The organism is Pseudomonas purpurea, assembly GCF_039908635.1.
Lineage (GTDB): Bacteria > Pseudomonadota > Gammaproteobacteria > Pseudomonadales > Pseudomonadaceae > Aquipseudomonas > Aquipseudomonas purpurea.
Map to the genome: position 1 here is coordinate 3,588,128 of NZ_CP150918.1, position 19,657 is coordinate 3,607,784.

The window sequence follows — 19,657 nt, forward strand, 5'->3', positions numbered from 1 at the left end:
TGAAATGAGGTGCCGCGTGCGATCACGCGGCTCCGGTCAGTCGCGCATCGGCCCGGGGGCCAGGACTTCACGCGAACCGTTGGTGTTCATGGACGTCACGACCCCGGCCATTTCCATGGCTTCGATCATGCGGGCGGCGCGGTTGTAACCGATTTTCAACTTGCGCTGAACCGCCGAGATGGACGCCCGACGGCTTTCCAGCACGAACTGCACCGCTTCGTCGTACAAGGCGTCGGTTTCGCTGTCGTCGCTATCGCCGCCGCTACCGCTTTCAAAGCCACTGCCCGCTTCTTCGACACCGTTGAGGATGTCGTCGTTGTAATCCGGCGCGCCGCGCAGTTTCCAGGCTTCGACCACACGATGCACTTCGTCGTCAGACACAAAGGCGCCGTGGACACGGATCGGCAGGCTGGTGCCCGGCGGCATGTAGAGCATGTCACCGTGGCCCAGCAATTGTTCGGCGCCGCCCTGGTCGATGATGGTCCGGGAGTCGATCTTGCTCGACACCTGGAACGCCATGCGCGTCGGGATGTTGGCCTTGATCAGACCGGTGATCACGTCGACCGACGGACGCTGGGTCGCGAGGATCAAGTGAATACCGGCCGCTCGGGCCTTCTGGGCGATCCGCGCAATGAGTTCTTCAACCTTCTTGCCGACGATCATCATCATGTCGGCGAATTCGTCGACCACCACCACGATGGTCGGCAGTTTGGTCAGCAACGGCGCTTCGTCATGAATGCTTTCGCGGTTGTACAAAGGATCGGTCAGCGGTGTGCCCGCCTCCTCTGCCTCTCTGACCTTCTGGTTGAAGCCCGACAGGTTACGCACGCCCATCTTCGCCATCAGCTTGTAACGGCGTTCCATCTCGGCAACGCTCCAGCGCAGGGCGTTGGCCGCGTCCTTCATGTCGGTCACGACCGGGCACAGCAAATGCGGGATGCCTTCGTAGATCGACAGCTCAAGCATTTTCGGGTCGATCATGATCAGCTTGGCGTCTTCCGGGCCCGACTTGAACAGAATCGACAGAATCATCGCGTTCACCCCCACCGACTTACCGGAACCGGTCGTACCGGCCACCAGCAGGTGAGGCATCTTCGCAAGGTCGGTGATCACTGGTCTGCCGCCGATGTCGTGGCCCAGGGCCAGGGTCACCGGGGACTTGGCGTTGTCGTACTCCGGGGTAGAAAGGACCTCGGAGAACCGCACGATCTGCCGGTCTTCGTTGGGAATCTCGATCCCCACCGTGGTCTTGCCGGGAATCACTTCCACCACCCGCACGCTGGTCACGGCCAGCGAACGCGCCAGGTCCTTGGCGAGGTTGGCGATACGGCTGACTTTCACGCCGGCCGCCGGTTGAATCTCGTAACGGGTAATGACCGGGCCTGGGTGAATCGAATCCACCGTGACCTCGACCCCAAACTCCTTGAGCTTGATTTCCAGCAGGTGGCCGACGGCCGCCAGCGACTCGGGGGAGTAATTGAGTTGTTTCTTTTCGGCCGGGTCGAGAATCGAGATCGGCGGCAAGGTGCCTTCCACCGCGCTGTCGACGAACAGCGGCGCCTGTTTCTCTTTCTCGACACGCTTGCTCGGCGGCGGTGCCTTGGGCGGCGCCGGGGCGATCACGGGCGGAACCTGTTTCTCGCGCTCGGACATGTGCTTGCTCAAGGCCTGCTCACGCTCGATCAAGCGTTCCTTGACCTTGGCCTGCTCGCGCTTGTCCGACACGGTCGGAGCCACGACGTCATGGACCCGGTCGTCGACTTCACGCAACTGTGCGACCAGCTGTTTACGCTCGGTTCGCGCAGCCCACCAGCGATTGGCGGCGCCGTGGAACAGTTCGAACAGGTCCAGGGTGATCTTGCCGGTGACGTCCATCACCTTGAACCACGAAAGGTCGGTGAACACGGTCAGGCCGAACAGGAACAATGCGATGAACATCAGGGTGCTGCCCTGGATGTTCAGCGCGTTCCTGGCCAGATCGCCCAGGCTTTCGCCCAACGCGCCACCGGCGCCTGCCGGCAGGCCGGTCGGCACATGAAAATGAATATGGGCCAGTGCCGCGCCCGACAACACCAGGAACACCAGGCCGATCAGGCGCCAGGAAAACAGCCAGCCGCTCCACTGCCACGGCTCGTGGCGCTGACGGAAGATCTGGTAGGTCTTGATGGCCAGCAGCAACGGGAAGATGTAGGCGAAGTAACCCAGCACCATGAACAGGATATCGGCGCTGTAGGAACCGGCGGGGCCGCCGAAGTTCTGCACGTCGTCAATCTTGCTGTTATGGCTCCAGCCCGGATCGTCCTTGCCATAGGTCAACAAGGCCATCATCAGGAACAGGCACAAGGCGCCAATGGCGATCAACGCACCTTCCTTGAGCCGGTAGTGCAATTGCTGGCGCCAAAGCGGAACTACTGTTTTAGGTGCTGCGGTGGATTTCTTCAAAACGCGTCTTTTCCTGCGCCAATTAGCGCGTCCAACTGTTGAATGACTGCAAAAATACTGCTCAATCCGAGCAGGTAAAAAAGTTGACGCACGCAACTGAGACTACTTTTAACACTCTGCCCTTGAATCCTGAAACCGTTGAAACGACCGAAGGCAGCCGAACATCTTGATACAGACCGGCATTGTACGGGTTTGTCCGCACGATGCCACGCTGCAGCCCCTTCGGTGTAGCATAGCCAACAGCAGGTTATAAGCGGTTCAATTTGAGCATGCATTCTCTTTTGTGACAAAGGCTTATGAGGTGTTTTTATGAGCGAAGCGAAGCATTCACGCTTGATCATTCTAGGTTCCGGCCCTGCCGGTTACAGCGCCGCGGTATATGCCGCCCGCGCCAACCTCAAACCCACCGTCATCACAGGCCTGCAAGCCGGTGGTCAGCTGACCACCACCACGGAAGTCGACAACTGGCCCGGTGACGTCGAAGGCCTCACAGGCCCCGTGCTGATGGAGCGCATGCAAAAACACGCCGAGCGCTTTGACACGGCGATCGTCTACGACCACATCCACACCGCAGAGTTGCAACAGCGCCCGTTCACCCTCACAGGTGACAGCGGCACCTACACCTGCGATGCCCTGATCATTGCCACGGGCGCTTCCGCGCAGTACCTGGGCTTGCCGTCCGAAGACGCGTTCGCCGGCAAAGGCGTTTCCGCCTGCGCCACCTGTGACGGCTTCTTCTACCGCAACCAGGTCGTGGCCGTGGTCGGCGGCGGCAACACCGCGGTCGAAGAAGCGCTGTACCTCGCCAACATCGCCAAGGAAGTGCACCTGGTGCACCGCCGCGACAAACTGCGCTCGGAGAAGATCCTGCAAGACAAGCTCTTCGAAAAGGCCAGGACCGGGAATATCCGCCTGCACTGGAACCAGAATCTGGACGAAGTGCTGGGCGATACCAGCGGGGTCACTGGCGCTCGCCTGCGCGACAGCCTGACCGGCGAAACAAAGGAACTGGCCCTCACCGGCGTCTTCATCGCCATCGGCCATAAACCCAATACCGATCTGTTTCAGGGCCAGCTGTCGATGCGCAACGGCTACCTGCTGGTCAAGGGCGGCAGCGAAGGCGATGCCACCGCCACCGAGATCGAAGGCGTGTTTGCCGCGGGCGATGTGGCCGACCACGTGTACCGTCAGGCCGTCACTTCCGCCGGCGCAGGTTGCATGGCGGCGCTGGACGCCGAGAAGTACCTGGACGACAACTGACCACTCTCATGCGGCAGGCCCGGCCTGCCGCTGCCCTCCCCTTCTGCAAGCCCGGATGCCATGCTGACTTGGTTACAACGCAATACCTTGAGCTTTCCGCCCCTGGAAAAAGCCATGCGCGAGCCCAACGGCTTGCTGGCAGCCGGTGGCGACCTGTCTGCCGATCGCCTGATTCAGGCCTATCGCCATGGCTGCTTCCCCTGGTTCTCCCAAGGGCAGCCGATCCTTTGGTGGTCGCCCGACCCGCGCACGGTGTTATTTCCCGACGAACTGCATGTCTCGCGCAGCCTGGGTAAACTCCTGCGCCAGCAACGCTACCAGGTGACCTTTGATCGGGATTTTCCAGCCGTTATCAAGGCCTGCGCTGCACCGCGTGATTACGCTGACGGCACCTGGATCACCGAGGCCATGCAAAACGCCTACCTCGAACTGCATCGGCGCGGCTACGCGCACTCGGTCGAGGTCTGGGACCAGGGCGTCTTGGTGGGCGGGCTTTACGGACTGGCCATGGGGCAGCTGTTTTTCGGCGAATCAATGTTCAGCCACGCTGACAACGCCTCAAAAATCGGTTTTGCAACACTGGTCAGGCACCTCAAGGACTGGGGGTTCGTCTTGATTGACTGCCAGATGCCAACCAACCACCTCCAAAGTCTTGGCGCCCGCTCGATCGACCGCAGCGACTTCGCCGGTTACCTGCAACGCCACCTGGACCTTCCCAGCCGTGCTGCATGGGTTTCTTAGGCGACTTTCGCACACGTGGCTTACACTTAATTTACAGCTAATCCCGAGGGTTGATTCATGACCGAGTTGGCGCGCTTGAAGTTTTATGCCACTCAGCCCCACTCTTGCAGCTATCTGCCCGACGAACAAGCCACCACGCTGTTCCTCGACCCAAGTCAGCCCATGGATGTGCATGTCTACGCAGACCTGTCTGAAATGGGCTTTCGCCGCAGCGGCGACCACCTCTACCGGCCGCATTGCCAGAATTGCAATGCGTGCGTACCGGCGCGCATTCCGGTGGCGCATTTTTTACCCAACCGACAGCAAAAACGCATTTTCAAGCGCAATGCCGATTTGCAGGTCCGCCCCGCGAAGCCCGGTTTCAGCGAAGAGTACTTCGACCTGTATCAGCGTTACATCGAGCAGCGCCACGCTGACGGCGATATGTATCCGCCGAGCCGCGACCAGTTCTCGACGTTCCTGGTACGCGACCTGCCGTTTTCCAGATTCTACGAGTTCCGCCTCGACGGGCGTCTGCTGGCCGTAGCGGTGACCGATTTGCTGCCCAACGGCTTGTCGGCGGTCTACACCTTCTACGAGCCCGATGAAGAACGCCGCAGCCTGGGGCGTTACGCCATTCTCTGGCAAATCGCCGAGACCCAGCGCCTGGGACTGGAAGCGGTGTACCTTGGATACTGGATCAAAAACTGCAAAAAAATGAACTACAAGACCCAATATCGCCCCATCGAGCTGCTGATTAACCAGCGATGGGTGGTTCTGAACTAGGGTCAGCCCTAAAGCCCTTGGCTTAAACCCCATTTTTCGGGCACAATGCACGCCGCTTTTGCCTGGCGCAGTTGCACCGGGCCATTCATTGGATACCGAGGGCTTTACTGCATGTCGAAAGAAGACAGCTTCGAAATGGAAGGCACTGTCGTCGACACCCTGCCCAACACCATGTTTCGTGTGGAGTTGGAAAATGGGCACGTCGTAACCGCGCATATTTCCGGCAAGATGCGCAAGAACTACATTCGTATTCTTACCGGTGACAAAGTGCGCGTCGAGCTGACGCCCTATGACTTGAGCAAAGGGCGCATCACTTACCGCGCTCGCTAATCAAGTCAATACAAAACGCCCGGCTATGCCGGGCGTTTTTGTTTGCCTGCGATTTGCCCCCCCCAATCCAATGTGGGAACGAGCTTGCTCGCGATGGCGGTTTCACACCCGACATTAATGCAGGCTGACCCACCGCTATCGCGAGCAAGCTCACTCCCACAGGGGACGACGCACAACCGGCGACAGCAAAAAGGCGCCTTTCGGCGCCTTTTGCTTTATTGCGATTAACGTCAGGCCATTTCAGCCGTGGTTTCGAACTCGAAGGTCAATTCGCCGTCCTTGATGTCGATGTGGACCACACCGCCATGTTCGGCCAGTTCGCCAAAGAGTATCTCTTCCGCCAGCGGACGCTTGATCTTGTCCTGGATCAAACGTGCCATGGGTCGCGCACCCATGGTTGCATCGTAACCAGCCGCCGCCAGCCAACTGCGCGCCGCGTCGGTGACCTCAAGCAGCACACGCTTGTCTTCCAGTTGCGCCTGCAGTTCGGTAAGGAACTTGTCCACCACGCTTTTGATGACCTCATGACTGAGGCGACCAAACTGGATAATGGTGTCCAGACGGTTACGGAATTCCGGCGTGAAGCTCTTCTTGATCACTTCCATCGCATCGGAGGAGTGATCCTGATGCGTGAAGCCAATGGAAGCCCTGGCTGCGGTTTCGGCACCGGCGTTGGTCGTCATGATGACGATCACGTTACGGAAATCTGCCTTGCGCCCGTTGTTGTCGGTCAGCGTACCGTGATCCATGACCTGCAACAGCAGGTTGAAGACTTCCGGATGCGCCTTCTCGATCTCATCGAGCAACAGCACGCAGTGAGGCTGCTTGGTGACCGCTTCGGTCAGCAGGCCGCCCTGATCAAACCCGACATAGCCAGGAGGTGCACCAATCAAACGCGATACGGTGTGGCGCTCCATGTACTCGGACATGTCGAAACGAACCAGTTCGATCCCCAGAGCTTTCGCCAGTTGCCGCGCCGCTTCGGTTTTACCAACACCGGTAGGACCTGCGAACAGGAACGAGCCGACAGGCTTGTCAGGCGACTTCAGACCGGCACGCGACAGCTTGATCGCAGTCGACAGGGAATCAATCGCCGCCTCCTGACCAAACACCGTCAACTTCAGATCGCGCTCAAGGTTACGCAGCAACTCCTTGTCGGAGCTAGTGACGTGTTTTGGCGGAATCCGCGCAATCTTCGCCACGATGTCCTCGACCTGAGGCACCTCGATGCGTTTCACACGCTTCTCGATCGGCTGCAAACGCTGATAGGCGCCCGCCTCATCGATCACGTCGATGGCCTTGTCCGGCATGTGCCGGTCATTGATGTAGCGCGAAGCAAGCTCGGCAGCGGCACGCAGGGCTTCATCACTGTATTCGATATTGTGATGCTGCTCGAAACGCCCCTTGAGGCCGCGCAGGATGCCAATGGTGTCTTCCACCGAAGGCTCCGACACATCGACCTTCTGGAAGCGACGCGCCAACGCACGATCCTTCTCGAAGATCCCGCGAAATTCCTGGAACGTGGTCGAACCGATGCAACGGATATCACCCGAGGACAGCAGCGGCTTGAGCAGGTTCGAAGCGTCCATCACGCCACCGGACGCGGCACCGGCACCAATGATGGTGTGGATTTCGTCGATGAACAGAATGGCTTGAGGCCGTTTTTTCAGCTCATTGAGCAACGCCTTGAAGCGCTTCTCGAAATCGCCGCGATATTTGGTCCCGGCCAGCAATGCGCCCAGATCGAGCGAATACACCACGCTATTGGCCAACAGATCAGGCACCTGGTTGTCGACAATGCGCTTGGCCAGACCTTCGGCGATTGCGGTTTTACCCACGCCCGCCTCGCCGACCAGCAACGGATTGTTTTTACGCCGGCGCGCCAGAATCTGCGCCACACGCTCAACTTCCATTTCGCGCCCTACCAACGGGTCGATACGACCCTGGCGCGCCAGTTCGTTGAGGTTGCTGGCATAAGCATCCAGAGGATTGCCTGAAGAAGAAGACTCACCGCCCTCGTCGTCCTGCATATCTTGCTCACCTTCAGAGTGTTCGCCATGCCCTGGCACTTTGGAGATGCCATGGGCGATGTAATTGACGACATCGATACGTGCAACGCTCTGCTGTTTAAGCAGGAACACCGCCTGACTCTCTTGTTCACTGAAGATGGCGACCAGCACGTTAGCGCCTGTCACTTCACGCTTACCGGAGCTCTGCACATGGAAGACAGCACGCTGCAGTACACGCTGGAAGCCCAGGGTTGGCTGGGTTTCGCGATCCTCGTCATGGACGGGAATCAAAGGCGTGGTGGAATCGATGAACTCCTGCAGATCATGCTTGAGTTTGTCGAGGTTTGCGCCGCAGGCACGCAAAACGGTGGCGGCAGCCTCATTATCCAAAAGAGCCAACAGGAGGTGTTCGACGGTCATGAACTCATGACGCTTCGATCGGGCCTCCTTGAAGGCGAGATTGAGGGTGACTTCGAGCTCGCGGTTTAACATAGCTTCACCTCATACCCAAGTGGTCGGCGTTAACCGTCCTTCTCGATTTCACAGAGTAGCGGATGCTGGCTTTCCCTGGCGTACTGGTTGACCTGCATGGCCTTGGTCTCGGCGATGTCGCGGGTAAACACTCCACATACTGCCCGTCCTTCTGTGTGAACGGCCAGCATTACCTTGGTCGCCAGCTCGCGATTCAGGTTAAAAAACACCTCGAGCACTTCGACGACGAAATCCATCGGTGTGTAGTCATCATTGAACAAAACCACCTTGTACATCGGCGGCGCCTGCAATGCAGGCTTGGCCTCCTGTACAGCAACGCCCGAGGAATCGTCGTCGTGTAAATCCGGGCGATCCTGATTGAATGTTAGTCGAATCTGGCTGATTGCATGCATGGAAAGAAAGGTTCGTTAGTTGAGCGAATACAGTGGTGGGGGCGGCCCCAGAGCTTTTCAACTCCGACTGCTTGGTCACCTTGACTATCGGCAAAACGGTGTTACAACCAATAGAGCCCACAGTGGGTAAAAAAGGTCCGCGGAGTCAACCTTATTTAACAAGGCTGACTGCGGATGTACTGGATGATACTCCAGTGATGGAGTCTGTTGCAGAGGGAGTTGGGTATGTCAGGCGTCAAGATCAATGGCAAGGTCAAGTGGTTTAACAACGCCAAGGGTTACGGTTTCATCAATGAGGACGGCAAAACTGAAGATTTGTTCGCCCATTACTCGGCCATTCAGATGGACGGCTACAAAACCCTGAAAGCCGGCCAGCCCGTGAGCTTCGAGATCATTCAGGGCCCCAAGGGCCTGCATGCCGTGAATATCGGCAGCGCCGCCGCCAAGGAAATCCAGCCGATTGCCATTGCCACCACGCAACACACCGTTACGGCTTAACGTAGAACCAAACATCCAGTCATAAAAAAACCGGCCGACTCAAGGGATTGAGTTGGCCGGCTTCGTTTAGAGCCGATCAGCTTACATGTGAGAGATCAGCGCATCACCGAACGCGGAAGAAGACAGCAGCTTGGCGCCGTCCATCAGACGCTCGAAGTCATAGGTCACGGTCTTGGCCGAGATAGCACCGTTGGTGCCCTTGATGATCAGGTCGGCCGCTTCGGTCCAGCCCATGTGGCGCAGCATCATTTCAGCAGACAGGATCAGCGAACCCGGGTTCACCTGGTCTTTGCCGGCGTATTTTGGCGCAGTACCGTGGGTCGCTTCGAACATGGCCACGGTGTCGGACAGGTTGGCACCTGGCGCGATACCAATGCCACCCACTTCAGCCGCCAGGGCGTCGGACAGGTAGTCGCCGTTCAGGTTCAGGGTCGCGATCACATCGTATTCGGTCGGGCGCAGCAGGATCTGCTGGAGCATGGCGTCCGCGATGGCATCCTTGACGATGACGTTCTTGCCGGTTTTCGGGTTCTTGAACTGCATCCACGGACCACCGTCGAGCAGGGTGGCGCCGAACTCTTGCGCCGCCACTTCGTAGGGCCCACTCCTTGAAGGCACCTTCGGTGAACTTCATGATGTTGCCTTTGTGGACGATGGTCAGCGAATCGCGATCATTGTCGACCACATATTGCAGGGCCTTGCGTGCCAGGCGCTTGGTGCCTTCCAGGGAAACCGGCTTGACGCCGATGCCGCAGTTTTCGTCGAAACGGATCTTGGTGACGCCCATTTCTTCTTTGAGGAACTTGATGACCTTGGTCGCTTCCGGCGAACCGGCCTTCCACTCGATACCGGCGTAGATGTCTTCCGAGTTCTCACGGAAGATCGTCATGTCGACGTCGCCTGGCTTCTTGACCGGGCTAGGCACGCCTTCGAACCAGCGCACCGGGCGCAGGCACACATAAAGGTCGAGTTGCTGGCGCAGGGCAACGTTCAGCGAACGGATGCCGCCACCGACCGGCGTGGTCAATGGGCCCTTGATGGAAACTACGTAATCCTTGACTGCATCCAGGGTTTCCTGAGGCAGCCAGGTGTCCTGATCGTAAACCTGAGTAGCTTTTTCCCCGGCGTAGACTTCCATCCAGGAAATTTTGCGCTCGCCGCCGTAAGCTTTCTTAACAGCAGCATCGACAACCTTGATCATGACCGGGCTGATATCAACGCCAATACCATCACCTTCGATAAAAGGGATGATCGGGTTGTTAGGAACATTGAGAGAATGGTCTGCATTGACGGTGATTTTGTCGCCGACTGCTGGAACCTGAATCTTCTTGTATCCCATGCTGAACTCCGTTTTGTGGATTGAACATCTGGCTGCGTCCGAGCGTACCCCAGTTGAATCTGGACGGGAACCTCATGTTCCACCGATCTGCCGCGAGGCGGTACAGTTCGCGGCCTACAAGCCTGAAAGCAAAGGGAAAAGCGCCAAACTTGAGCACATCCGGCGACTCTACGCCCCACGCCTGCCTGCGACCTTTAGACCAATGGACGAGAGCGGTTTCCCATGAACCATCGGCGTTTTGCCAGCGACCTATGTATAATGCCGCCGCTGACCACAGAGTCACGACGGCCGACCGCTCTAGCACAAGACCTTGGGCCTGAAAAAGCCGGGCTGTTACCGCAGTCCACCCGCTTGACGCTCGACTGATGCACCCAACATCACCGCGAAGACAACTCGACAATTCGGCTCATGGATGACTTTGAACGAACGCGCTTACCCAGCGCACCTCGAGTTTCTGCGCACGCTTTAGCAAAGAAGAGAGTTAATCCGAATATGCCCACCCGCTCGAAGATCATCTATACCTTCACCGACGAAGCTCCCGCCCTCGCCACCTATTCGCTGTTGCCTATCGTTGAAGCGTTCACCGCTTGCGCCGATATCGCCGTGGAAACCCGCGACATCTCGCTGGCTGGGCGCATCCTGGCCAGCTTCCCCGAGCAATTGGGTGACAAAGCCGTAGCCGACCACCTCGCCGAACTGGGCGACCTGGCCGTTACGCCTGAAGCCAACATCATCAAGCTGCCGAACATCAGCGCTTCGGTTCCCCAGTTGCAGGCTGCGATCAAAGAGCTGCAAGCCCAGGGCTTTGCACTACCGGACTACCCGGAAACCGTCACCAGCGACGCTGACAAGGACGCCAAGTCCCGCTACGACAAGATCAAGGGCAGCGCGGTCAACCCGGTGCTGCGTGAAGGCAACTCCGATCGTCGCGCGCCGCTGTCGGTCAAGAACTACGCTCGCAAGCACCCGCACAAAATGGGTGCCTGGGCTGCGGACTCCAAGTCCCACGTCGCCCACATGAGCACCGGCGATTTCTACGGCAGCGAAAAAGCTGCCCTGATCGACGCCGCTGACGCTGTCAAAATCGAACTGATCGCCCGGGATGGCAGCACCACCGTCCTGAAAGAAAAAACCACCGTGCAAGTCGGTGAGATCCTCGATTGCGCCGTGCTGAGCAAAAACGCCCTGCGCAGCTTCATCGCCGCCGAAATCGAAGACGCCAAGCAAAAAGGCGTGCTGCTGTCGGTTCACCTGAAAGCCACCATGATGAAGGTTTCCGACCCGATCATGTTCGGCCAGATCGTTGCCGAGTTCTATAAAGACGCGCTGGCCAAGCACGCTGACGTGCTGGCACAGATCGGTTTCAATCTGAACAATGGCATCGGCGACCTGTACGCCCGCATCAAGGCGTTGCCTGCCGAACAGCAAGCCGAGATCGAAGCGGACATCCAGGCGGTCTACGCCGTTCGTCCGTCGCTGGCGATGGTCAACTCCGACAAAGGCATCACCAACCTGCACGTGCCGAGCGACGTGATCGTCGACGCCTCGATGCCGGCCATGATTCGTGACTCCGGCAAAATGTGGGGCACCGACGGTCAACTGCACGACACCAAGGCCGTGATCCCGGATCGCTGCTACGCCACCATCTACCAGGCGGTAATCGAAGACTGCAAGAAACACGGCGCCTTCGACCCCACCACCATGGGCAGCGTGCCAAACGTTGGCCTGATGGCGAAAAAAGCCGAAGAGTACGGCTCCCACGACAAGACCTTCCAGATCAAGGCTGACGGCGTGGTTCGCGTTTCCGACGGCGCCGGTCGCACCCTGCTGGAGCAACCGGTTGAAGCCGGCGACATCTTCCGCATGTGCCAGACCAAAGACGCGCCGATCCAGGACTGGGTCAAACTGGCCGTCAACCGCGCCCGCGCCAGCAGCACGCCCGCCATTTTCTGGCTGGACCCAATGCGCGCCCACGACGGCGTGGTGATCGAGAAAGTTCAGGCGTACCTGAAGGATCACGACACCGCAGGCCTGGAAATCCGCATCATGTCGCCAGTCGACGCGATGAAGTTCACCCTGGACCGCACTCGCGAAGGCCTCGACACCATCTCGGTGACCGGTAACGTACTGCGTGATTACCTGACTGACCTGTTCCCGATCATGGAACTGGGCACCAGCGCCAAGATGCTGTCGATCGTGCCGCTGATGAACGGCGGTGGCCTGTTCGAAACCGGCGCTGGCGGTTCGGCACCAAAACACGTTCAACAGCTACTGGAAGAAAACTTCCTGCGCTGGGATTCCCTGGGCGAGTTCCTGGCCCTGGCCGCTTCCCTTGAGCACCTGGGTGTGACGTACAACAACCCTAAGGCGCTGGTTTTGGCCAAGACCCTGGACCAGGCCACCGGCCAGTTCCTGGACAACAACAAGTCGCCATCGCGTAAAGTCGGCAACATCGACAACCGCGGCAGCCACTTCTACCTGGCGCTGTACTGGGCTCAGGCCCTGGCCGCCCAGGCTGAAGACACAACGCTGCAAGCGCAGTTCAGCCAGTTGGCCAAAACCCTGACCGAGAACGAGGCAAGCATCGTTGCCGAGCTCAACGCCGTTCAGGGCAAGCCAGTCGAAATCGGCGGTTACTACCACGCCGACGCCGCACTGATCAGCAAGGCCATGCGCCCGAGCAACACCTTCAACGCGGCAATTGCTGCGCTGGCGTAAAGTTGTAAGGGAACACCAGAACCCCCGGCCTTGCGCCGGGGTTTCTGTTTCTGGCCTTTCACACAAGCCCATGGTGAACACTGGACAAATGTGGGGGCGAGCTTGCTCGCGATAGCGGTTTATCATTCAACATTGATGTCGATTGACCTACAGCTATCGCGAGCAAGCTCACTCCCACATTGACCGTGTTTCAACATTAAAATCGAGGAAACTTCATGGATTGGCTACCCCACATCACCGTCGCGACCATCGTCGAAGACAATGGTCGCTTCCTGATGGTCGAAGAACTCAAGGGCGGACGAACGGTGCTCAACCAGCCCGCCGGCCATCTGGACCCGAACGAAACCCTGATCGACGCCGCCATTCGCGAAACCCTCGAGGAAACCGGCTGGGACGTCGAGCCGACCGGTATCACCGGCATTTACCTCTACACCGCCCCGAGCAATGGCGTGACTTATCAGCGCATCTGCTTCATCGCCAAAGCGCTGAAACACCACCCCGACTATCAGCTGGACGACGGTATCGTCGGCGCCAAATGGCTGACCCGTGGCGAACTCATGGAACAGCGCGCAAACTGGCGCAGTGAACTGATCATCCGCTGCATCGATGATTATCTGGAAGGCAAACACTTCAGTCTCGAACTGATCCGCCCTTCTCTTTAGCCTTGCAGGCTCGGGCCTGTTAGAATCGCGTCCTTTTTCAAGACACTCATTGAATCCCTATGCGTGATCCAGCCCCTTCTGACACACAAAAGAAGCGCGTCATTGTCGGCATGTCCGGCGGCGTGGACTCTTCCGTTTCCGCCTTACTGCTGATCGAGCAGGGTTATGAGGTGGAAGGCCTGTTCATGAAGAACTGGGAAGAAGACGATGGAACGGACTACTGCACCGCCATGGATGACCTGGCCGACGCCCAGGCCGTGTGCGACAAGATTGGCATCAAGCTGCACACCGCCAACTTCGCCGCCGAATACTGGGACAACGTGTTCGAGCACTTCCTGGCCGAATACAAGGCCGGCCGCACGCCGAACCCGGACATCCTGTGCAACCGTGAAATCAAGTTCAAGGCCTTCCTCGACTACGCCATGATGCTTGGCGCCGACCTGATCGCCACCGGCCACTATGTGCGCCGCCGCGACATCGACGGCCGTACCGAATTGCTCAAGGGCCTGGACCCGAACAAGGACCAGAGCTACTTCCTGCACGCCGTCGGCGGTGAACAGATCGCCAAGACCCTGTTCCCGGTCGGCGAGCTGGAAAAACCCGAAGTCCGCGCGATTGCCGAGAAACACGACCTGGCGACCGCCAAGAAGAAAGACTCCACCGGCATCTGCTTTATCGGTGAGCGTCGCTTCAGCGACTTCCTCAAGCAATACCTGCCGGCACAGCCGGGCGAAATCAAAACCACCGAAGGTGAAATCATCGGCAAGCACCACGGCCTGATGTACCACACCATCGGCCAGCGCCAGGGCCTGGGCATTGGCGGCTTGAAAGACGCCAGCGACGAGCCGTGGTACGTATTGATCAAGGACCTGGAACACAACGAACTGATCGTCGGCCAGGGCAACGACCACCCGTGGCTGCTCTCCCGTGCCCTGCTCGCTTCCGATATCTACTGGGTCAACCCGATTGATCTGAGCGTACCGCGCAAGCTGACCGCCAAAGTGCGCTATCGCCAAAGCGACCAGCCTTGCACCCTGGAAAAAACTGCCAGCGGCTACCGTGCCACGTTCGACGACCCACAGCGCGCAGTGACCCCAGGCCAATCGGTGGTGTTCTACGACGGTGAAATCTGCCTCGGCGGTGGCGTCATTGAAGTCGCCGAGCCCTGGAGCAGCAAGGCATGAGCCCGACTCAGGAGCAACTGACCGCCCTGGGCGGCGTGTTTCTGGCCGCCGTGCTGGTGGACAAGATCGCCAAGACCGGCCAGGTCACCGAAGCCGGCCTGAGCTGCATGCTCGGCAGCCTGCTGATCCGCGACCCCAAGGACACACTGGAAGTCTACGGCGGCGACGACATCAACCTGCGCGAGGGCTATCGCGCATTGATCGGCGCCCTTGAGCGCGACCCGAACACCTTGCAGCGCGAGCCTTTGCGCTACGCCCTGTCGATGCTCGGCCTTGAGCGTCAACTGGCCAAGCGCGGCGACATGCTGGACGCAATCGGCAAGCGCTTGCCGCAAATCCAATCCCAGGTCGAACACTTCGGCCCGGCCCACGAAAACGTGATCGCCGCCTGCGGCGCGCTGTACCAGGACACCTTGAGCACCCTGCGCCAACGTATCCAGGTGCACGGCGACATGCGCAACCTGCAGCAACCCAGTAACGCCTCGAAAATTCGCGCCCTGTTGCTCGCCGGGATTCGCTCGGCACGCCTATGGCGGCAACTGGGTGGTCATCGCTGGCAATTGGTGATCAGCCGCCGCAAGTTGCTGAAAGAGCTTTACCCGTTGATGCGTAACGAATAAGTCGCGTCAGCAACCCCTTTACACCGTGTTACGCGTAATACGCCGGTCAGTTGGCAACGGACCGGCGGATTTTTTCATGTATGATACGCGCCCCATTTCGTTGCCCGACTGTCCGAGAACACCCCATGCAGCTTTCTTCGCTCACTGCGGTTTCCCCTGTTGACGGCCGCTACGCCGGCAAAACCCAGGCCCTGCGCCCAATTTTCAGCGAATACGGCCTGATCCGTGCTCGCGTCCTGGTTGAAGTGCGCTGGCTCCAGCGCCTGGCCGCTCACGCCGCCATCAGCGAAGTTCCAGCATTTTCTGCTGAAGCCAACGCCGTACTGAACACCTTGGCGGAAAACTTCTCTCTGGAGCACGCCGAACGCGTCAAAGAGATCGAGCGCACCACCAACCACGACGTCAAAGCCATTGAGTACCTGCTCAAAGAGCAAGCGGCCAAGCTGCCTGAGCTGGCCAACGTCAGCGAGTTCATCCACTTTGCCTGCACCAGCGAGGACATCAACAACCTGTCCCACGCCCTGATGCTGCGCGAAGGCCGTGATGACGTGATGCTGCCGCTGATGCGCCAGACTGCCGAAGCTATCCGCGAACTGGCCATCCGCTTCGCTGACGTACCGATGCTCTCGCGCACCCACGGTCAACCGGCGTCGCCGACCACCCTGGGCAAAGAGCTGGCAAACGTGGTTTACCGCCTGGAGCGTCAAATCGCTCAGGTCGCTGCCGTTCCGCTGCTGGGCAAGATCAACGGCGCTGTCGGCAACTACAACGCACACCTCTCGGCCTACCCTGAAATCGACTGGGAAGAGAACGCCCGCGCCTTCATCGAAGACGAGCTGGGTCTGGGCTTCAACCCGTACACCACGCAGATCGAGCCGCACGACTACATTGCCGAGCTGTTCGACGCGATCGCGCGCTTCAACACCATCCTGATCGACTTCGATCGCGATATCTGGGGCTACATCTCCCTGGGCTACTTCAAGCAGCGCACCATTGCCGGCGAAATCGGTTCCTCGACCATGCCGCACAAGGTCAACCCGATCGACTTCGAAAACTCCGAAGGCAACCTGGGCATCGCCAACGCACTGTTCCAGCACCTGGCGAGCAAACTGCCGATCTCCCGCTGGCAGCGCGACCTGACCGACTCCACTGTTCTGCGCAACCTCGGTGTCGGCTTCGCCCACAGCGTGATCGCGTACGAAGCGAGCCTCAAAGGCATCAGCAAACTGGAACTCAATGCCCAGAAAATCGCTGCCGACCTGGACGCTTGCTGGGAAGTGCTGGCCGAGCCGATCCAGACCGTGATGCGTCGCTACAACATCGAAAACCCGTACGAAAAACTGAAAGAGCTGACGCGCGGCAAGGGCATCAGCCCTGAAGCGCTGCAGACTTTCATCGACACGCTGGACATGCCTGCCGAGGCCCGTGCCGAGCTGAAAAAGCTTACCCCAGCCAACTACATCGGCAACGCCGTGGCACAAGCCAAACGTATCTGATCGTCGCTTGACCTTTGAGACGCCCGGCAGCGCCGGGCGTTTTTATTCCAGTCTGAAAAGTGCTTTTTTTCAATAGGTTACACATGAATCCTGATATTCCTCTTCAACTTCTGGGCGGCATCACGGCACGGGAATTCCTGCGCGACTACTGGCAGAAAAAGCCGCTGCTGATCCGTCAGGCGATTCCTGACTTCGAAAGCCCGATCGACGCCGACGAACTGGCCGGCCTGGCGCTGGAAGAAGAAGTCGAATCGCGCCTGGTCATCGAGCACGGCGAGCGCCCCTGGGAATTGCGTCGCGGCCCGTTCGCCGAAGACGAATTCAGCAAGCTGCCGGAGCGTGAGTGGACCTTGCTGGTGCAGGCTGTCGATCAGTTCGTACCGGAAGTCAGCGAGCTGCTGGAAAACTTCCGTTTCCTGCCGAGCTGGCGCATCGACGACGTGATGATCAGCTTCGCCGCTCCAGGCGGCAGCGTGGGCCCGCACTTCGACAACTACGACGTGTTCCTGCTGCAAGGCGCCGGTAAGCGCAACTGGAAAATCGGCCAGATGTGCGACTCCGAGAGCCCGCTGCTGCAACATGCCGACCTGCGCATTCTGGCTGATTTCGAAGAAACCGCTGAATGGGTACTGGAACCGGGCGACATGCTGTACCTGCCACCGCGCCTGGCCCACTGCGGCGTGGCCATCGACGATTGCATGACCTACTCGGTCGGCTTCCGCGCGCCAAGCGCTGCCGAAGTGCTGACGCACTTCACGGACTTCCTCAGCCAGTTCCTGCCTGACGAAGAGCGCTACACCGATGCCGACGCCCAACCAGCCGTCGACCCGCACCAGATTCAACACGACGCCCTCGACCGCTTGAAAGGCCTGCTGGCCGAGCACATGAGTGACGAGCGTCTGCTGCTGACCTGGTTCGGCCAGTTCATGACCGAGCCGCGCTACCCGGAACTGGTGGTGGGCCCGGAAGACGTGGAAGAAGACGACCTGCTTGCCAGCCTTGAGCAAGGCGCGGTGCTGATTCGCAATCCGAGCGCACGCCTGGCATGGTCCGAAGTCGATGACGACCTGCTGCTGTTCGCCAGCGGCCAGAGTCGTTACCTGCCGGGCAAGCTGCGCGAACTGCTGAAAATGATTTGCGCCGCCGATGCACTGCACATCGACAACCTTGGCCCATGGCTGAAAGACGAAGATGGCCGCGGCCTGTTGTGCGAACTGATCAAGCAAGGAAGCCTGGGGTTTGCCGATGAATAAGATTCACGTACGTGTCGCAGACTGGCAAAAGGATAACGCCGAGATCCGGCGCATTCGTGAAACCGTGTTCATCGCCGAGCAGGCCGTTCCGCCAGAACTGGAGTGGGATGCAGACGACGCCAGCGCCGTGCATTTCCTCGCCTTCGAAGGCGACTTTCCGATTGGCACTGCCCGCTTGTTGCCCGACGGTCACATCGGCCGGGTGTCGGTACTCAAGGACTGGCGCGGCCTGAAAGTCGGCGATGCGCTGATGCAAGCGGTGATCGGTGAAGCCGAGAAGCGCGGGCTCAAGCAGCAGATGTTGAGCGCTCAGGTGCAGGCGACGGCATTCTATGAGCGCCTGGGCTTTACCGTGGTCAGTGAAGAGTTCCTGGAAGCAGGAATTCCGCACGTGGACATGGTTCGGCACTCGGCCTAACCCTAGCCACAAAAACAGCCTGTGAACACCATCAAATCGCCCCGCCATTCTCGGATGCCGGGGCGTTTTGCTGTCTACGATTCAACTTGCCACACCCCGGGCCGACAAACTGGCAAACTCAAGCCTTTGATCGCGGAGATAACGGACATGTCCCTACGCACCCTTCTCACCACCCTGCTGCTGACCTGCAGTGTTTCGGTCATGGCAGCCACCGAGATCGTGCCGCTCAACCACCGTACCAGCGCCGACTTGCTGCCCGTCGCACAGAACTTCCTTGGCAAGGACGGTAAGGTCAGCGCCTACGGCAACCAACTCATCGTGAACGCCGAACCCGGAAAAATCGAAGAGCTGCGAGCCCTTCTCGCCCAATTGGACACCGCGCCCAAGCGCTTGCTGATTACCGTCGACACCAATGAAAACAACTTCCAGGGCGATCAGGGCTACTCGGTAAACGGCTCCGCCCAAGGTCGCATCATCAATCGCAGCACCGACAGCCGCGAAGGCGGCATCCAGCAAATCCAGGCCAGCGAAGGCATACCCGCGCTGATCCAGGTCGGCCAGAGCGTCCCGCTGACCACCACTCAGACCGACGCCTACGCCGGCCTGCCCAACCAGACCAACACCCCCTCGCCAACCCCGAACAACAACTACGCCCACCTGCAAAGCCAGACCCAATACCGCAATGTCACCCAAGGCTTCTACGTGACTGCAAGCGTCACCGGCGAAACCGTTCACCTGGCGATCAGTACCAACCGTGACCGTATGAGCCAGGAACGTCCCGATGTAGTGAATGTACAAAGTACCGACACAACGGTCAGCGGCCGCCTCGGCGAGTGGATCACCCTGGCCGGCGTCAATCACCAGACTCAGGCCGACAAACAGGGCCTGACCCGCAGCTACACGACTCAAGGCCGGGATGACATGACGCTACGCGTGAAAGTCGACGCCCTGGACTGACACACCGAAAACTGACTGATTAGTCGTATAAGACCAAAGATGTAGTGCTTTAAAAAAAGCACTACAAAACGTTTGACGGGC

16 protein-coding genes and 1 pseudogene are annotated in these 19,657 nt (G+C 59.1%); 13 read left to right on the top strand and 4 right to left on the bottom strand.

The annotated features are described in order from the left end of the window. Nucleotides 1–36 precede the first annotated feature (36 nt). Nucleotides 37–2,442 (bottom strand): DNA translocase FtsK, encoded by a 2,406-nt coding sequence (gene ftsK / locus AABM54_RS16190; protein ID WP_347901016.1) that lies wholly within the window; start codon nt 2,440–2,442, stop codon nt 37–39. Between the two features lie 309 nt (nt 2,443–2,751). Here ftsK and trxB point away from each other — a divergent pair, with 309 nt between their 5' ends. From trxB to infA, 4 genes are all read left to right on the top strand, one after another. After that, the gene (trxB, locus tag AABM54_RS16195) at nt 2,752–3,702 is read left to right on the top strand and encodes a thioredoxin-disulfide reductase (protein WP_347901017.1); all 951 of its coding nucleotides are present in this window, start codon (nt 2,752–2,754) and stop codon (nt 3,700–3,702) included. 60 nt (nt 3,703–3,762) lie between these two features. Further along, nucleotides 3,763–4,443, top strand: a complete 681-nt coding sequence (aat, locus tag AABM54_RS16200) for a leucyl/phenylalanyl-tRNA--protein transferase (protein ID WP_347901018.1) — start codon at nt 3,763–3,765, stop codon at nt 4,441–4,443. A 57-nt stretch (nt 4,444–4,500) separates the two neighbouring features. Continuing rightward, nucleotides 4,501–5,208, top strand: a complete 708-nt coding sequence (locus AABM54_RS16205; RefSeq protein ID WP_347901019.1) for an arginyltransferase — start codon at nt 4,501–4,503, stop codon at nt 5,206–5,208. Between the two features lie 111 nt (nt 5,209–5,319). After that, complete coding sequence (infA, locus tag AABM54_RS16210) at nt 5,320–5,538, top strand: translation initiation factor IF-1 (protein WP_002553999.1); 219 nt, start codon at nt 5,320–5,322, stop codon at nt 5,536–5,538. Between the two features lie 230 nt (nt 5,539–5,768). Here infA and clpA read toward each other — a convergent pair whose 3' ends face one another. Both clpA and clpS read right to left on the bottom strand, forming a co-directional pair. Beyond that, a complete protein-coding gene (gene clpA / locus AABM54_RS16215; RefSeq protein ID WP_347901020.1) occupies nt 5,769–8,039 on the bottom strand; it encodes an ATP-dependent Clp protease ATP-binding subunit ClpA in 2,271 nt (756 codons plus the stop codon). A gap of 29 nt (nt 8,040–8,068) precedes the next feature. Further along, a complete protein-coding gene (clpS, locus tag AABM54_RS16220; protein WP_347901021.1) occupies nt 8,069–8,431 on the bottom strand; it encodes an ATP-dependent Clp protease adapter ClpS in 363 nt (120 codons plus the stop codon). A gap of 225 nt (nt 8,432–8,656) precedes the next feature. Here clpS and cspD point away from each other — a divergent pair, with 225 nt between their 5' ends. Then, entirely contained in the window at nt 8,657–8,929 is a 273-nt protein-coding gene (cspD, locus tag AABM54_RS16225) for a cold shock domain-containing protein CspD (RefSeq protein WP_347901022.1), read from the top strand. 81 nt (nt 8,930–9,010) lie between these two features. On the opposite strand, the pseudogene icd reads toward cspD, so the two are convergent. Next, nucleotides 9,011–10,268 (bottom strand): annotated as a pseudogene (gene icd, locus AABM54_RS16230) (NADP-dependent isocitrate dehydrogenase). Between the two features lie 492 nt (nt 10,269–10,760). On the opposite strand from icd, the gene AABM54_RS16235 reads away from it, so the two are divergent. The 8 genes from AABM54_RS16235 to AABM54_RS16270 all read left to right on the top strand — a co-directional run bounded on the left by AABM54_RS16235 (nt 10,761) and on the right by AABM54_RS16270 (nt 19,576). Then, nucleotides 10,761–12,986, top strand: coding sequence for an NADP-dependent isocitrate dehydrogenase (locus AABM54_RS16235; protein WP_347901023.1), 2,226 nt, complete (start codon nt 10,761–10,763; stop codon nt 12,984–12,986). Nucleotides 12,987–13,201: 215 nt separating this feature from the next. Next, a complete protein-coding gene (locus AABM54_RS16240) occupies nt 13,202–13,648 on the top strand; it encodes an NUDIX hydrolase (protein ID WP_347901024.1) in 447 nt (148 codons plus the stop codon). 59 nt (nt 13,649–13,707) lie between these two features. Next, nucleotides 13,708–14,832: a tRNA 2-thiouridine(34) synthase MnmA gene (mnmA, locus tag AABM54_RS16245; RefSeq protein WP_347901025.1), complete on the top strand. Its 1,125-nt coding sequence runs from the start codon at nt 13,708–13,710 to the stop codon at nt 14,830–14,832. After that, entirely contained in the window at nt 14,829–15,452 is a 624-nt protein-coding gene (hflD, locus tag AABM54_RS16250; protein WP_347901026.1) for a high frequency lysogenization protein HflD, read from the top strand. The genes mnmA and hflD overlap by 4 nt, the downstream gene beginning before the upstream one ends. Nucleotides 15,453–15,577: 125 nt before the next feature. Then, entirely contained in the window at nt 15,578–16,948 is a 1,371-nt protein-coding gene (gene purB, locus AABM54_RS16255; RefSeq protein ID WP_347901027.1) for an adenylosuccinate lyase, read from the top strand. Between the two features lie 83 nt (nt 16,949–17,031). Beyond that, nucleotides 17,032–18,201 (top strand): cupin domain-containing protein, encoded by a 1,170-nt coding sequence (locus AABM54_RS16260; protein WP_347901028.1) that lies wholly within the window; start codon nt 17,032–17,034, stop codon nt 18,199–18,201. Next, the gene (locus AABM54_RS16265; RefSeq protein ID WP_347901029.1) at nt 18,194–18,619 is read left to right on the top strand and encodes a GNAT family N-acetyltransferase; all 426 of its coding nucleotides are present in this window, start codon (nt 18,194–18,196) and stop codon (nt 18,617–18,619) included. The genes AABM54_RS16260 and AABM54_RS16265 overlap by 8 nt, the downstream gene beginning before the upstream one ends. Before the next feature lie 147 nt (nt 18,620–18,766). Next, entirely contained in the window at nt 18,767–19,576 is an 810-nt protein-coding gene (locus tag AABM54_RS16270; protein ID WP_347901030.1) for a secretin N-terminal domain-containing protein, read from the top strand. The last annotated feature ends 81 nt before the right edge of the window (nt 19,577–19,657 follow it).

Bases quoted from the DNA above. Each gene is read 5' to 3' on its own strand.
- trxB (WP_347901017.1), top strand. From the start codon at position 2,752: ATGAGCGAAGCGAAGCATTCACGCTTGATCATTCTAGGTTCCGGCCCT.
- AABM54_RS16240 (WP_347901024.1), top strand. From the start codon at position 13,202: ATGGATTGGCTACCCCACATCACCGTCGCGACCATCGTCGAAGACAAT.
- purB (WP_347901027.1), top strand. From the start codon at position 15,578: ATGCAGCTTTCTTCGCTCACTGCGGTTTCCCCTGTTGACGGCCGCTAC.
- hflD (WP_347901026.1), top strand. From the start codon at position 14,829: ATGAGCCCGACTCAGGAGCAACTGACCGCCCTGGGCGGCGTGTTTCTG.
- AABM54_RS16260 (WP_347901028.1), top strand. From the start codon at position 17,032: ATGAATCCTGATATTCCTCTTCAACTTCTGGGCGGCATCACGGCACGG.
- clpA (WP_347901020.1), bottom strand. From the start codon at position 8,039: ATGTTAAACCGCGAGCTCGAAGTCACCCTCAATCTCGCCTTCAAGGAG.
- AABM54_RS16205 (WP_347901019.1), top strand. From the start codon at position 4,501: ATGACCGAGTTGGCGCGCTTGAAGTTTTATGCCACTCAGCCCCACTCT.
- AABM54_RS16265 (WP_347901029.1), top strand. From the start codon at position 18,194: ATGAATAAGATTCACGTACGTGTCGCAGACTGGCAAAAGGATAACGCC.
- infA (WP_002553999.1), top strand. From the start codon at position 5,320: ATGTCGAAAGAAGACAGCTTCGAAATGGAAGGCACTGTCGTCGACACC.
- AABM54_RS16270 (WP_347901030.1), top strand. From the start codon at position 18,767: ATGTCCCTACGCACCCTTCTCACCACCCTGCTGCTGACCTGCAGTGTT.
- clpS (WP_347901021.1), bottom strand. From the start codon at position 8,431: ATGCATGCAATCAGCCAGATTCGACTAACATTCAATCAGGATCGCCCG.
- mnmA (WP_347901025.1), top strand. From the start codon at position 13,708: ATGCGTGATCCAGCCCCTTCTGACACACAAAAGAAGCGCGTCATTGTC.
- aat (WP_347901018.1), top strand. From the start codon at position 3,763: ATGCTGACTTGGTTACAACGCAATACCTTGAGCTTTCCGCCCCTGGAA.
- AABM54_RS16235 (WP_347901023.1), top strand. From the start codon at position 10,761: ATGCCCACCCGCTCGAAGATCATCTATACCTTCACCGACGAAGCTCCC.
- cspD (WP_347901022.1), top strand. From the start codon at position 8,657: ATGTCAGGCGTCAAGATCAATGGCAAGGTCAAGTGGTTTAACAACGCC.